Below are 14,615 nucleotides of genomic sequence, written 5' to 3' on the forward strand. Positions count from 1 at the left end.
TTTAGACAGCTAGAAGGCAAGAAAGAGGGTTCATCATGTACGTAGTTTGCAAAGAACATATCGAGTTGGCAATTGAGAAATTTGTAGATGAGTATGAGGATGCTCCGGATGTAGTCAATCTGGATGATAATGAGTTCAGTGACTGGGAACGCCCGATTAATTGCTGCTTGAACTGCGAACAGGAGGCTCAATTCCTCGTCGTATAGATGAGAGGGAGCGGGATGAAGCTGGAGCTTGAGATCGAGTTAGAGCTTTAGTCGGTCCTTGAGCTAGTGCAGGCAGGGAAGTTCAGATTATAGGAAGATGAGAGCAAGGGTTGTGGATGAATGTCCGGGCCCTTGTTTTTTTGTGTATAGGCTGGGTATTATGGGGATAACACGGGGGATATGGCTGTTGTAAATGGTTATGCACATGTGGATAACGGTTAGCGTGTTGAAATAAGCTGAGACAAAGTCGGTCTAGAGACCGAGTAAAGGTCAGGTCAGAGTTGGATTCCAAGAGTGAGGATACAAGCTATAATTGGAAATAGCATATTGTAGAGGACGGGATGAAGATGAAGTGGCATCAGCACTTTACACGGTATATGGTTGATCAGAATAAGGGTGAACGGGAAATCGATTATCAATGGCCTTCTCCATCATTTCCGGTGATTAGTATTCGAAGTAATCTAGCACAATACGGGGACGGTTCTTCCTGGAAAGGCGGATTGAGAAAGCCTAAGGTTGCGGTTGGATTGATCGCAATCGGTGATATCGCAGTTGGGTTAATCTCGGTCGGGGCGGTCAGTGTAGGATTGTTGTCTATCGGCGCAGTTGCGTTGGGCTTGTGGTTGGCATTAGGTGCAGTGGCGTGCAGCTGGGGCTTGTCCGCGGGTGCTGTTGCCATAGCGGGTGAGATTGCACTCGGAGCGGTGGCCATTGCAGAGTGGGCGTTAGGCGCGGTTGCTGTGGGTAAGTATGCCTTTGGCGTTGTTGCTCTAGGTGAGTGGGTGTACGGTGTGGTCGTGATTGGGAAGCATGGCTTTGGTTTAATTCCATTGACGGGCGATGTGTTGAACTGGTTTAAACGGTTGTTTGGTGGTTGATGGGTAGGCAATTATCGACTTATTATTCTTATATCGAGGATTCGAGGGCAGGCTTTCTCATGGCTTGCTCTTTTTTGTTGTTTTTCGCGGCTCTTCTCCCTCTTTTTACAGGGGATCGTGTCGAATGGTGGTGTAGGATAGAACCACTAAAACATTTGTGACGGATTGAAGCAGTGTGGGTTCGCATGGACTAAGACGGTTCTTGTCGGTTACACTATATGTAGGAAGCATTGCTAGATGATCGGATGGGGAGAGCGCGGGCTCTCCTCTTTGTATGCTTATCGTATGCGGGTAGTATGTTAGGGACAGTTAGAGTTCCCATATTATAAGGAAAAGGCGGGTTTTACATAGATGTTTATTCAGTTAATTGGCGTAGGCAAGTTAAAGGAAAAATACTTGGTGCAGGGGATCGCGGAGTACAGCAAGCGGCTTGCACCGTATGTGAAGTTCCAAGTGACGGAGGTGCCAGATGAGAAGGCACCGGAGAATATGAGCGACGCGGAGCTACTGCAGGTGCAGGAGCGTGAAGGCGAGCGCATCCTGGCGCATGTGAAGCCGGATGCGCATGTGGTGGCGCTGGCGATCGACGGCCAGCTGTGGTCGAGCGAAGACCTCGCGGCGCACATTGACAAGCTCGCTACCTATGGAACGAGCCACGTGGTGTTTATCATCGGCGGCTCGGTAGGCCTCTCGCCAGCCGTGTTGCGACGCGCACAGTCGAAGCTCTCCTTCGGCCGCATGACGCTGCCGCACCAGTTGATGCGCCTGGTGCTGGTGGAGCAGATCTACCGCGCGGTGAAGATTAACCGCGGGGAACCGTACCATAAGTAGGGCGAAATTTCTGATATGTTCATAAAATACAGTATAATTGGTAGGGTGATGCAATTATTGCCAGTGTCCTAACCTGGATAATTCTTTATGTGAGAGGGGATTCAAAGATGGGTGAAGCTAATGTATGGGTTCGAAACATGTATACGGGCCCAGGTGGTGGTGCATATACCGGCCCAGGTGGTGGATTGTATACGGGCCCCGGAGGCGGAGCATATACCGGTCCAGGAGGAGGAATGTACACGGGCCCAGGTGGTGGTGCGTATACTGGCCCGGGTGGTGGATTGTACACAGGACCTGGAGGCGGAGCATATACCGGCCCGGGTGGTGGACTGTACACAGGACCTGGAGGAGGAATGTACACGGGGCCAGGGGGAGGATTATACACGGGTCCGGGCGGAGGTATGTACACCGGTCCTGACTCAAATCCATATAGGGCCATTCACCCACCGTGGCCTTTGTTTGTCGTTGAACTTCGAAGAATGAGGATGTTTTCCCAAGCTGAAATGATTGAGAGAGCTTTAAGGAGTAGTGGTTGGAATATCTAGCTTCGTTTGAGAGTAGGCTCGATGATGTGCTTCTCGGCTGGTAAAGTATTAAAGAGTAAGTCTTAACTGATAATGTAGCATAGGGGCTCTTCCGGACAAAGGAAAAGCCCCTTCCGCTGACAACATGGCGGAAGGGGCTGCGCTTAAAAAATGCTTCTCGGTCTCCTCGTTGAAGGCTAACTCGAACAAGCGCGGGGAGAGAACAGCGGTACAGGCAAAATGCTACGCTGGCCATAACATGGTTCTTGTGCAGACCGTCCGAGAGCTTGTCGCAGCAAAACGGACTCACAGTTTCATGCTGACTTTTATTCGTTACAACTTCAGACTTGACGGGACCTGCAAAGAAGGAAGCGGAGCAGTTTCGAGTGGAGTATTTGCATGGCGGGTTATTAATAGAAAAACTATCTAAGTAGACCAGCTATGGAGGGGAAAGACATATAAGCAGGTCTTAGCTTTGAAGGGAGCAACGGACTAATGGCACGATTATCGACTGTTGAACATTATCAAGGGCAAATTCAGTTTATCGCTAAATTCAGTAATAACATTGAGAGATTAGAGTATCTGAGAAGCGGCAAGGTATTTATGAATCGTTTAGGTCTCTACAAGGAAATTGAAAAAAGGGAAGGTAAAAAGGGGATGGGTGACGCATTTGATGGTCACACTGTCATAAGAAACATACAAAGTATAAGTATTCAGGATCTTGAAACGGGTGAAGAAGTGGCTAGTGGAACTGCCAGCGGCATGACTTTTGCCTTCGATGAAGTACTAGATTTACCGGTATTCTGTTCTTTAGCAATTGATCCCGATTTTCTTGAGATTATTGGAGAAGATGAAAATACGTACTTTGTTGAGATTGTGTTTAATCAGGATGAACTCGATTCGATTATAGATGCGTTCGGAAAACATATGCTACTTATCGAATATGCTGTTTTCTTAGAGGAGCTTAAAAAAGCCGCTGAGATTCAAGAGTTTAGTTTTGTTGGTCGTAAGGTCAAGTATGTTGATTACAGCATCAACCAACGGGAGAGAATGGAGGATGCTCAAAAGATAGATGTGGCATTTTGGAAAAGTGATGAACTTAAATACCAATACGAGCATCGATTTGTAATTACTTCAGATGGACTTGAAACTCCATTTGTAGCTGAAATGAATGATCTAAGTGAGAGTTCATATATCATGTCAGCAACAGATCTTGTAGAGAAACACATACGTTTTGGTGTACCTAAACCTAAAGGGGCTCATTGAGGTAGGTATTCAAATACACCGGGCATTAAGGAAAGGCACCCAGTTGGGTGCCTTTCGATTTTCGTTCTATAGATGATATGGGGAGCCGTACCATAAGTAACGGCGAAAAAAGGGGCTGTCTCAAAAGTGTTCGTATGATATAAGAACGTCCCAATTTACACACGAAAGGACCTCACTCACCACTGCAAAGTGGAGGCTGAGGTCCTTTCTATCGGAATATGAGGTTCTAAGTGGGACTCAAAAAATCACAAATTGGCTTTTGAGACAGCCCCTTGTACTAACGTTGCTTATAATCAAATGACTACTACACAATATGCCAATTAAATGAACTACGTCAAATGCTGATAATCTTACCCATGAACTTGACTTTTGTATCAATTATTATGCAAGATCAAAATGTTTTGCAATAGTATTTAAGGTATCTGTTTTAGTATCCAAATCACTTTCTTCTCTAACAATAGTAAAAAACCCGCTGTTTAAAAACTCATCATAGTACCTTTGACTGTTAATTCTCGCAATGCATTCGCGAAAATTACTCAATGTTTTTTCTGGGTCATTTGATTTTTGAATTTCAGAAAACAAGAACTGTTTTTCGGGATCTTCTCTATCAAAAAATCTATCTACTGACATAGAATGGGGCGATAGAATTATTGCAACTTGATTGTAATCTGAGATTTCCCTTAATACATCACACGGAATATTTGTATCAACTATTACTTTTTTATCTGCCGATATTCGTATTAATTCAGCAATTTCAAATCCTGCCACTTCCCTTGCGTTACCATTAATCCAATTTTCATATTCATCAGGCGAGCGATTAAGAAACTCCTGCCAATCCCTTTTAGAGTTAAAATAATTCATGTTAGGTTGGAGTTGCTCCGTAACAACAGAAAGGATCATATCCATATTGTAGTTTTCTTCACAATGAATCATGTTAAATTTTTCAGCAAGCATTTTACACATAGTTGATTTCCCGGCATATGCTGTTCCGTTTATAAAGTAGCAGTTCTTTAAATAGTGTTTTAATATATTGCTTTCGATATTCATAAAAGTCCCACCTTTTCGCTTCTCGCACTTTTGTATTATCATCCCAAAATGTAATAAAATACATATTATAAAACTGTTTAAGATGCGTTTGAAGGCCCATTTAGGAATATTACTTTCCGATCATGTATTATAGATTCCCCTGTTTGTCTATCCCTAAATTACATTCGTTAATAGCAGCCATCACGACTGTGTCATGGAACTCTTTCCCAAAGTAATATTTTTGCAAAAGCCCTTCTTCTATAAATCCAACCTTTTGCAGTACCCTTAATGAAGGAATATTCTCTGGCATAACCATTGCTTGTATTCTGTGTAATTTTAACGCATCAAAACCAAAGTGGATTACTGTTTCTGCCGACTCCGTCGCTAACCCCATCCCCCAATATTGCGGAGAGAAATGATAGGCTAATTCAGCCATTGATTTCTTAACAAATCCACCCAAGTCAATCCTACCTATGACCTTTTTTTCACTTTTATGCTCTATGCACCATGTGAAAACTGTTTTTGATTTTAGAAGTCTTTCGTTTATATTATTAAGCCAATTGGATATATGTGGTTCCGTACTAAAAGTGTTTACGCCACCTCCTAAAAACTGCTGGACCTGCGGGTCAAATATAATTTTCAAGTAATCGTTCATATCCTCATAGCAAAATGACCGTAAAATTAATCTATTCGTTTCAAGAACTGGAATTGTTTTGAAGTAGTCATTAAATTTCATCAATTATCCCCCATTGTCATCAGCGTAACAAAAAGAATATCCCTAAAGCCAACGTCTAAATTCAACTTTATAGTAGTACGCCTTATCAGCCTGATGCGTCATTAACCAATTTGGCGCACTCAAACAGTTAGACAACCCCATCGCTACTATTGTGCAATAAAATTGACAATGCCATATCGCAGTTTGCGGAATTTTGTTAGTGAACTCGAATCGATGACTGCATTTCGTCGATTATCATGACAGTATTTATCTTTTAATTCATTGTATACAAATGAAAAGTCGATTAGCTCTACAATTTTACGTAGCATATTATCTTGAGGCACTACGATATCATAAATTGCTATGTATGGACTTAAATTAAGAGTCTGTTGATTTTGAATCACCACGAACACACGCCTGAATTTGATACTTCTATTATACGAAAAACAGGTACCATCCACATAATTTAATTATACGAATGATACCTGCTTGATATTTGGACTTTTTCAGTGGCCTCCATTATTAGGAATGGTTTTGTCATTAAAATACATATGTATACCCTACGATCAAATGATACTTTGTGCTTAGATACTATACGGTGAACCGTATCATAAGTAGGGCGAATATTTACTAGAATGAATTTTTCATAAAGAAATCAGCAACAATCACTTTAAACGGGAACGTATGTTTGGTATAATGGTAACAGTCAAACATTAAGGAGTGATTGTTTATGGTTTAGGTTAGAAGTTAAAGAATTGTTATTATGGCTTATTAGCAGCAAACATGAGAATAAACAGGTAGGCAAACGAGTTTATAAAAAATAAGTAATGAAAAGCTCATTTTTGCAGGAGTTATTCTCCTTTTTGTCGAACACTGGGTAAAAAGGAGAGTGTAAAAAGTGCCAGATAAAAAGAAAAACTTCTATGCGTATCAAATCGATTTGCATTATCTGGAAGGACATCAATTTCAAGTTGATGCAGTTAAGTGGGACGAGAGAATCATAATTGACCTGTTAAACTATATCAATCAACTACCAGATAATCAAAAGACGCAACGGTTTCATGACTCGTGGTTGATTTACTTGGATCATTTCTCAATTGAAAGAAACTATTTATTTGGAAGATTCGCTTATGCAGAATATGGTACAACAGGGCAATTAATTCATGCCGATAACCTTACTCGTCGTCCTAATCCAAAACACTTGAGGGAAGGCGAGACACTTTATACTTATTTCTTAATTCGTAAGAGTGACGGTCTCCTGTTGCTCCAATCACATATGAAGTTAAACAGGCCGCGTGTAGAAGAGTATTTAGAACGTATTGGGGAACCTGTGATCCGGAATAACCAATTGACTTATATCCAGATCTGCACTCTGCTTGACAGTTCATTCTATGAAAATATTCAGGCGTTAAATTCAGTTAATAAAGTCTCGATTGAAGTAACAACCGCCCAGGCAGCCGCTGATGAGAACGCTGCCGTTCAAATGCTTCAATCAGAAGCTGATAGAATGGATGCGACAACAGTTAAGCTGGACTTCTCTGCAAAATTCAGGAGGAGCGGATTAGCTGGAGCTGTGCCTTTCATCAGAAGTTACAAGGATAAACCAGGAGTTACTAAGATTGTTGTGAAAGGTAAGCTTGCTGGTGCTGAAAAGGTGATTCGTATGGACGAGTCACAAGAAAAGTATACACGGAGTGTAGAGGTTGATGGGACTGGGCAACCTACATTGCGTTCTGCTGAAGATAAACTAAGCCAAATAGCCCAAACCAGAGCTCCGTTAAGGAGAGAGGACGAGGATGCGTAGAATAAAAGCGTTCTATAAGGCAAATAACTTCCCTATAGTAACATTTAAAAGATATTGGAAAGACGCGTCGACATCCGAACTAATGGTCGACTTGTTATTTCCTGTTGTGTTATCAGTAGTTCTGCTGTATTTCACCTCGTTTACGGCTGATAAGTTATCTATATTAATTGAGAAATTTCAACAAGTTAGTGGTCAGGTTATTGCTGCTATTTCCATATTAGCAGGCTTTAATATTGCGAGCATAACAATTCTTTCCACAATAACTGGAGGGCCAACTAGAAAACTTAAAGAAGCAAAAACGGCTGACAACAAGTTGAGGCTCTTTGACACAGTCGTATGTTTCTTTACGTGGGCTGTGATTATACAGCTCATTGTTGTTTTTACTAGCATCATTCTTTTTTACGTAGGTTCATTTATTCCAGATTCATTGAAGAAATGGCCAATCTATTGGTGGGCTTGGGGATTGGCTGGTCTATGGCTAGTAATCACTATTCATTCAATACTTCTTTCAATTCGAAATATGAAGACACTCTACTTATATCTTACATACAAAGAAGAGAAAGAAAACCAAAATACTAATTCATAAGCTAAGCAACGAAGGAGAATGCCGCGGCAGCTCCTTTTGTATTTTTCGCCGTTATGACCGATATGGTGAGCCGTACCATAAGTAAGCACAAATTCATCGTTAATTGATACTGAAGCGTCAAAGAACAATTCAATGTTCTTGGCGCTTTTTTGGTCGGGATTTTCTCGAAAACTTATAAAGTAATCCTGTTAAGACTTGCTGAAAGTGAAAAATTAAAAAAATCATTTTAGGTGATACTAAGTAAATATTGTGTGTTGAAGGTAAATATAGCGGAGGAAAAACGTGTGTCAAACACAAACATAACCAAAAAGTTGACTTTAGTATCCCTAGTTTTAATGATTTTCACTTCTGTGTATGGTTTCAACAACATTCCAAGATCATTTTATAAGATGGGTTATGCTGCTATTCCTTGGTTCATATTTTCAGCCATAGCCTTCTTTGTTCCTTTTGCATTAATGGTCGCTGAATTTGGTTCTGCCTTTAAAGAGGAAAAGGGTGGGATCTACTCATGGATGGAAAAATCCATCGGTCCCAAATTTGCATTTATAGGAACGTTTATGTGGTATTTTTCTTATATCACTTGGATGGTTAATGTCGCATCTGGTATGTGGGTTCCGGTGTCAAATGCTATCTTTGGACAAGATACAACACAAAGCTGGACTATCTTTAATCTTCGAGGACCTCAGGTTTTGGGGGTGCTTGGTATTGTATGGATTCTTATCGTAACCTACACATCAATACAGGGTCTGGATAAGATTAAGAAAGTAACCTCTTTAGGTGGTACTGCGGTCTTGTTATTGAATGTATTTCTTTGGGTGGGTGCAATTGCAGTACTTGTAGGCAATCATGGACAGTTGGCACAGCCGATTACAGGATTGCATTCATTTATGCAAACACCAAATCCTAAATATGCAGGAGATCTTATTGCTTCGTTAGCTTTTATCGTATATGCTCTTTTTGCTTATGGCGGACTTGAAGCAGTGGGCGGTTTAGTGGATGTAACAGAAAATCCAGAAAAAACGTTTCCGAAAGGAATTCTTATATCTGCAGCTATCATTTCTGTAGGGTATTCATTAGGAATACTATTAATTGGAATATTCACAAACTGGGCATCTGTAATGGGTATTGCAAATGTTAACCTAGGAAACGTGAGTTATATAGTTATGGCCAATTTAGGCTACTCATTAGGCACCGCTTTTGGAGCAAGTGATGCTACAGCTACAGCCATGGGACATGGGGTTGCAAGATTTATTGGACTTTCAATGTTCCTGGCACTTTCCGGTGCGTTCTTTACCTTAATGTTTTCACCGCTAAAGCAATTGATTGAAGGAACACCTAAAAGATTGTGGCCCGGAAAAATTGGAGAAACAAAGAATGGTCTGCCTGTTCATGCGATGTGGATTCAAGCTACTATCGTTAGTGTGATGATCGCATTAATCGCTTTCGGTGGAAGCACCATGACCGTATTCTTTAACATACTCGTTTCGATGACTAACGTGGCTATGACAATACCGTATGTATTTATAGCACTTGCATTCCCACATTTTAAGAAAAAAGTGGAAATCGATAAGCCGTTTATTGTATATAAGACGCAATTGAGCGCTAATATTTGGACATGGATCGTTGTTCTAACCGTTGGATTTGCAAATTTCTTTAGTATCATACAGCCAGCTTTAGAAGGGGATATGCAAACAACCATTTGGAGTGTGGCTGGACCCGTTATTTTCTCAATTGTTGCATGGTTAATGTATAGAAATTATGAAAGAAAGAAATTAAGTTAGCTCGAAAAGTAGGGTGAATTTTCGAAGAAAAGCCTTGTCAGTCGAGGTAAATGGTCGATTAAGGTTTTTCATATAACGCAAAAAAAGAAGCACCCTAGTCATGTAGGTGCTTCTTCATTATTTATTTAACAATCAATCCATCTTTCATAGTGATAACATGATCTGCATAGGAGAGCATTTCTTCATCATGTGTGACCAGCAAGGTGGTGATTTTCAACTCTTTAGTCAAATTGCGGATGAGTGTCATGACATCTTTTGATCTAGTCGAGTCTAGACTTGCAGTTGGCTCATCTGCGAATAGCATTTTGGGCTTGTGGATGATGGCACGACCAATGGCAACCCGCTGTTTTTCCCCACCCGACAGTGAAGAAGGATAAGCATCTTTACGATGATCCATGCCTACCAATTTGAGTATCTTCGCGACCTCTTCTTTTTGCTCACGTTTACTCATTTTGGTCTCTGACACGTTAAGCATCAGCATGAGCTGATCTTCTACGGTAAGGAATGGCACAAGATGAGACGATTGAAAAATAAACCCAAATTGACTGGCGCGTATTTTGCGAATCTCTTCTTGCGACATTTCGGTCATGTTCTTTCCCTCGAAAATGATTTGTCCATCAGATGCGCGCTGAAGACCTGCTGCGATCGTAAGAAGCGTGCTTTTGCCAGAACCTGAAGCACCCACGAGTGCCGTTATTTCCCCTTCTTGTTGGGAAAGATTGATCCCGTTCAATACTTGTTCGTCGACTTCGCCATTTGTAAATGTTTTTTTGACATCTTGTATTGTGAAGGTAGTCATATTAGATATCTCCTTGCTGTATGGCTTGTAGGGGTTCAACTTTTCTAATCTGAAGACCAGAGAGAGTTGCACCGATAAATCCAATGATTAAGAACAGAATCGATAATTGAATGGTCGCTGCAGTCGTTAGACTGAACGGCATGCCTTCTGGTGCGATCATATTAAAGCCCTGACTGAGTGCAATTGATAATACTAGTGAGATTGCCGTGATGAAGAACATTTGAGACCACATCATACGGAATAATGTACTTGTTTTTACACCAATGGCTTTCAAGATACCATATAGTCCGATCTTTTGAACATTCATCATATAGAAGAAAATCGCAAACAACATGCCACTGATGGCAACTAGGAACCAAATAATCATATTAAGGGACGTCATTTCTGCTTTATAGCTCGCAATAGTGCCTAGAAACTGATTGTTTGAAAAGGATTGTAATCCGTCTATAGCCTGTGCTTGATCTTGTCCTGGGATAAAGAGCAATTGCATAGTTTTCACGCGGTAAATTTCTTTATAGTCATCCATATGGATATAAGCAACAGGCGCATGACTATATTTTTTTTGATCCGCAAATCCCACCACTTTAAATTCACCGCTGAATTGATTGTTCGTTAAGACATCTCCAACTTTAATGCCTTCTTTTTCAAGCGAACTATCTAAGATGATTTCCCCTGGATTCACTTTCTCAAATAATGGGGATTCGGTTGAAGTAACAAACGCTACACCATGCTGATTGTCCTCTGCATCATTCACAAAACCCATCTGAATCGAGAGTGCAACGGCATCCTTCTGTTCCTTTAAGATGTCCTCCTGCACACTTGGATCTATTTTTGAAAGATTATAAGTTTCATTAGCCTTTTCATTCATATAGAAATGACCAGCAGGTAAATCCTTGATCAAAGATGCATTATCTTGTGATAAACCATTCGCGAGTCCCGATATGATAAAGGTTAAAAAACTAACTAAAAAAATGATAGAGCCTAGAATAATAAACTTCACTTTACTCTTCTTGATTTCTTTCCATGCCATATTCATTTACTGTGCCTCCCTTTCTCTGTTGCATTATGAGTATACAATTGAATTATGAACGGAGGATGAACGGAGCTTTAAAAGATCAGAAGGAGTGATTATCCAATTAACGGAGCAGATGCTAGAATGTCGGTATTTACTTATGGTTTTCCAGTTCAAAAGTGAAAAAAGAAAACATTACTGATGCCTTCAAGCAGGAGAATATATAGAACGAAAGGGTGTAGGCAGACAATTAACCGCATCATTCTCGGCTTGTTCATACATTTCAAGGTGGCGGGACTGTGAAATGGGATGTGGAATCGGCCATGTTTTACAGCGTAGAATTCAAAAACTGCAGGAGGATTTGTCGGCAAATGGCACACTGATTGCACCATTTGACGGAATCGTAACGAAAGTGGGTGCGGTGGAGGGGGGGGATAAGGAATATATTTCACATATTAATTTTGAATAACAGCATATAATTATATGATACTATTTTCATATATTAACTTATCTAAGTTACATCAAGGGAGAGATGTACCTGGAAAAGTTCTTTGTGTTATGGGTCCACTAAGCATTCTAATGTATTACGGGAGCCGTATCATAAGTAAGCACAAATTCGGTGGTCGTAAACACTACGAAATAAATAGTTGGAATAGAATAATTTGAAGTGATGGTCAATAAAGTGAATGGATAATCAAGCTAAACTCAAAAGAGGACCTATTAATAAGTCCTCTTTGTAAGCTTACCTTTGCTAACCATCGTTTAAGTAAATAAAGGTGTCATGCCAATGTTATTTTCTAGGCTATTCTTATCTTTTTCATTACTTGAGTTTTGTATAGTTTCATTAATTTCATTATACCCATCTTTAACTATGTTCTTTATATTAGCTGAAGCATTTTTTATGTTATCAAATACAATGTTGCTTGCATCTTTAACTTCAGTTGCAACTGTTTTTGCTGTATCAATTACATTCTTGCTAACTGATACAACTGACTGTTTAACTTCTTGAATTAATGACAGTGAAGTTTCAACCTTACTCTTTATGTCATTGTAATTCTTCTTAATTTCATCAATTCCTTTTGAAGCTGTATTTCCTATTTCTTTTATTGATCCACTTATGGATTCTATTCCATCTTTAGCTATTCTACCCGTTTGAACCACTTTTTTTATAATGCCGTCATTTGGATTGTTCCACTCAGCCTTAATATCATTCACTGATGTCCCAATTTTCACTGCTATTCCCACAACATCGTTCGTTACTGAAACAGCTGTCTTTACTGTTGTATCTATTAGAGATGTAGCCGAATTTTTAACATCTTCAGCTGCTTTTTTCAAATCGGCGGCAGTAGTTTTTACTTGCTTAAAGGTACTAGCTATTTGTGATGCAGTATCTTTTACTTTATTAGCTACTGACTCTGACACGTCTTTTATAGTTGTTGCTACAGCCGTAGCAGTATCAACAACAACACTTGAAACCGACTTTACTGTTTTAACAACACTTTCACCTACAGAAACTGCTGTCTTAACAAATCTTGAAGCCTCATTAGCTGCAAAAGAAAATTTATCAGCAACTGATTTAAAAAATCCTCCTATGGAACTCTTAGTTGTCTCTCTTTCTTTAGATGCAACCTCTGAAGAGCCTCCCACAGCACTAACAATTGAAGATTCATATATGTCTTTAGCTTCTTTCATGTTAGCCATTTGTATATCTGATTTTGTGTTGGAATTTTCAACTATTTTACCTTTGTTCTTATTATCAATGCTATTGTTGATAACACTTGAATTAAGGTTGACGTTGCTAGTTATTCTCATAACCTTTCACATCCTTTTCTTTCTAAATAATATATAATCACTGATAAGTGGTTATATCCTGCAAAGTTAAATTTATAAACTAGTATCTTATATCTCCTTGCGGCGAATATACAGAGTTTTGAGTTAATTTAAATTGATCTTCTAATATGAATTCACCATCTATAAAAAATTTCATTGTCCAATTCCCAAAAATATATCTACGAGTATTGTCTGTTAAATCCATCCAAAACCATAACGTTATTGGTTCTTCATGATTTGGTGGCGTGAATAAATTATTCTCAGTTACTTGGAACAACTCTCCTACAGGTGTATACCATGCTGTTGTTACAGTATGTAATCCTGTTACATTGGTAAATTGAAACCTTGTTACTATTTTTTTATCTAAAGTCATATTAAAAATCTTTTTATTCACGCTATTTTCTTGCTCACTTACTGCAGAGCCTATATTGTATTTTTCTATATGTGTTGTATATTGGGTATTATTGTACATTCTCTGGTCATTTTCATTAATCTTGACTATAGACCAAAGCTCTTCATTATCATCTGGAAAATATATATTTGCAGTTGGATCATTAAGCTTTAATTCTCCATTAATAAGAAATTTATAGGGATGCTCACCTGTTTGCAAATCACATTTAAATGTCCATTTATTATTCTCATTAACCATAACCCCTTTGCTAGGATCATAACCATTAAACTCTCCTATTACAGATATGGTCTTAATTGGTAGGCAGTTACTTTCTTCATATTGAAAATTTACTTCCATAATAAAATACCTCCTATAAGTTATCACGTGATGTGGTTATTTTGAGAATATTCTATTTATTATTTATATCGGTAAAATTAGATCAAACATTAGGCCTTTTGAATCAATTTCATAAATCTAACCTCTTGCTGTGACTAGTTTTTTAGGCATAGAAAAAGGAGTATCTCCCAAAAGCTCGAATTTGGCCATCTTGATCCGTTCGGGCGCGGACGGCTTTCCGTCAACCAGCAAGTTTTAAAGCTAGCCTTCGAGCTGCGAACATACCGAGCTGTATATCCCAGAGAAAATCGCGCCTTGGTTGTGGGGTTGGCCCAAAGAAGTGGGCCGTTGGCCTTAAGCTTTCTGAAGGGATGGAGGTACCAAAGGAATTAGAAGAGAAGATTAAGTTTGCTAGGAAGAAGTCTAAACTAGCCGGAACCATTCGGGGATCGTTTTTTGTAATTAAAGGAGAATATTAAAGTAAGAAAAAGCGCAAATCCAGCCATTGCTCTCTTGACTCGAGGGCTATTTAGAAAAAGTTCAATTTGCAGAGCTTGTCGAGTCATTTGTTAATGCTTATTTTGAGTAAGCCGCTATTCCGAGTGTTGGAAAAGCGGCTTTATTTGTTTG

The 14,615-nt window shown here is 39.5% G+C and carries 14 protein-coding genes and 2 pseudogenes; 9 read left to right on the forward strand and 7 right to left on the reverse strand.

Annotated features, from left to right (window positions below):
- Positions 1 to 35 precede the first annotated feature (35 nt).
- The 4 genes from AC3WTP_RS00085 to AC3WTP_RS00100 all read left to right on the forward strand — a co-directional run bounded on the left by AC3WTP_RS00085 (position 36) and on the right by AC3WTP_RS00100 (position 3,705).
- Positions 36 to 206 carry a CxxH/CxxC protein gene (locus tag AC3WTP_RS00085; RefSeq protein ID WP_492392546.1) on the forward strand — a complete coding sequence of 57 codons (171 nt, stop codon included), beginning with the start codon at positions 36 to 38 and terminating at the stop codon, positions 204 to 206.
- Between the two features lie 347 nt (positions 207 to 553).
- On the forward strand, positions 554 to 1,084 hold the full coding sequence (locus tag AC3WTP_RS00090; protein WP_492392547.1) for a hypothetical protein: 531 nt from the start codon (positions 554 to 556) through the stop codon (positions 1,082 to 1,084).
- A 351-nt stretch (positions 1,085 to 1,435) separates the two neighbouring features.
- Positions 1,436 to 1,915 (forward strand): 23S rRNA (pseudouridine(1915)-N(3))-methyltransferase RlmH, encoded by a 480-nt coding sequence (rlmH, locus tag AC3WTP_RS00095; protein WP_492392548.1) that lies wholly within the window; start codon positions 1,436 to 1,438, stop codon positions 1,913 to 1,915.
- A 1,019-nt stretch (positions 1,916 to 2,934) separates the two neighbouring features.
- A complete protein-coding gene (locus AC3WTP_RS00100) occupies positions 2,935 to 3,705 on the forward strand; it encodes a hypothetical protein (RefSeq protein ID WP_492392549.1) in 771 nt (256 codons plus the stop codon).
- A 381-nt stretch (positions 3,706 to 4,086) separates the two neighbouring features.
- Here the strand turns inward: AC3WTP_RS00100 and AC3WTP_RS00105 are convergent, their stop codons facing one another.
- From AC3WTP_RS00105 to AC3WTP_RS00115, 3 genes and pseudogenes are all read right to left on the reverse strand, one after another.
- A complete protein-coding gene (locus AC3WTP_RS00105; RefSeq protein WP_492392550.1) occupies positions 4,087 to 4,752 on the reverse strand; it encodes a hypothetical protein in 666 nt (221 codons plus the stop codon).
- 127 nt (positions 4,753 to 4,879) lie between these two features.
- Positions 4,880 to 5,467: a GNAT family N-acetyltransferase gene (locus AC3WTP_RS00110; protein ID WP_492392551.1), complete on the reverse strand. Its 588-nt coding sequence runs from the start codon at positions 5,465 to 5,467 to the stop codon at positions 4,880 to 4,882.
- A gap of 218 nt (positions 5,468 to 5,685) precedes the next feature.
- Positions 5,686 to 5,850, reverse strand: a pseudogene (locus AC3WTP_RS00115) (transposase); the annotation flags it as partial.
- A gap of 494 nt (positions 5,851 to 6,344) precedes the next feature.
- Here AC3WTP_RS00115 and AC3WTP_RS00120 point away from each other — a divergent pair.
- The 3 genes from AC3WTP_RS00120 (at position 6,345) to yjeM (ending at position 9,617) form a co-directional block, all read left to right on the forward strand.
- Positions 6,345 to 7,250, forward strand: a complete 906-nt coding sequence (locus AC3WTP_RS00120) for a hypothetical protein (RefSeq protein WP_492392552.1) — start codon at positions 6,345 to 6,347, stop codon at positions 7,248 to 7,250.
- The gene (locus AC3WTP_RS00125) at positions 7,243 to 7,836 is read left to right on the forward strand and encodes a hypothetical protein (RefSeq protein ID WP_492392553.1); all 594 of its coding nucleotides are present in this window, start codon (positions 7,243 to 7,245) and stop codon (positions 7,834 to 7,836) included. Before AC3WTP_RS00120 ends, AC3WTP_RS00125 begins: the two co-directional genes overlap by 8 nt.
- Before the next feature lie 284 nt (positions 7,837 to 8,120).
- A complete protein-coding gene (gene yjeM / locus AC3WTP_RS00130; protein ID WP_492392554.1) occupies positions 8,121 to 9,617 on the forward strand; it encodes a glutamate/gamma-aminobutyrate family transporter YjeM in 1,497 nt (498 codons plus the stop codon).
- Between the two features lie 121 nt (positions 9,618 to 9,738).
- Here the strand turns inward: yjeM and AC3WTP_RS00135 are convergent, their stop codons facing one another.
- The gene (locus AC3WTP_RS00135; RefSeq protein WP_492392555.1) at positions 9,739 to 10,416 is read right to left on the reverse strand and encodes an ABC transporter ATP-binding protein; all 678 of its coding nucleotides are present in this window, start codon (positions 10,414 to 10,416) and stop codon (positions 9,739 to 9,741) included.
- A 1-nt stretch (position 10,417) separates the two neighbouring features.
- Positions 10,418 to 11,452: an ABC transporter permease gene (locus AC3WTP_RS00140; protein ID WP_492392556.1), complete on the reverse strand. Its 1,035-nt coding sequence runs from the start codon at positions 11,450 to 11,452 to the stop codon at positions 10,418 to 10,420.
- A gap of 280 nt (positions 11,453 to 11,732) precedes the next feature.
- On the opposite strand from AC3WTP_RS00140, the gene AC3WTP_RS00145 reads away from it, so the two are divergent.
- On the forward strand, positions 11,733 to 11,897 hold the full coding sequence (locus AC3WTP_RS00145; RefSeq protein WP_492392557.1) for a hypothetical protein: 165 nt from the start codon (positions 11,733 to 11,735) through the stop codon (positions 11,895 to 11,897).
- Between the two features lie 293 nt (positions 11,898 to 12,190).
- On the opposite strand, the gene AC3WTP_RS00150 is transcribed toward AC3WTP_RS00145, so the two are convergent.
- Both AC3WTP_RS00150 and AC3WTP_RS00155 read right to left on the reverse strand, forming a co-directional pair.
- Entirely contained in the window at positions 12,191 to 13,240 is a 1,050-nt protein-coding gene (locus AC3WTP_RS00150; RefSeq protein ID WP_492392558.1) for a hypothetical protein, read from the reverse strand.
- 79 nt (positions 13,241 to 13,319) lie between these two features.
- Entirely contained in the window at positions 13,320 to 14,006 is a 687-nt protein-coding gene (locus tag AC3WTP_RS00155; RefSeq protein ID WP_492392559.1) for an early set domain-containing protein, read from the reverse strand.
- A gap of 311 nt (positions 14,007 to 14,317) precedes the next feature.
- On the opposite strand from AC3WTP_RS00155, the pseudogene AC3WTP_RS00160 reads away from it, so the two are divergent.
- Positions 14,318 to 14,464 (forward strand): annotated as a pseudogene (locus AC3WTP_RS00160) (DUF8821 family protein); the annotation flags it as partial.
- Between the last annotated feature and the right edge of the window lie 151 nt (positions 14,465 to 14,615).

Source organism: Paenibacillus sp. EB106-04-04-XG159 (assembly GCF_058791835.1).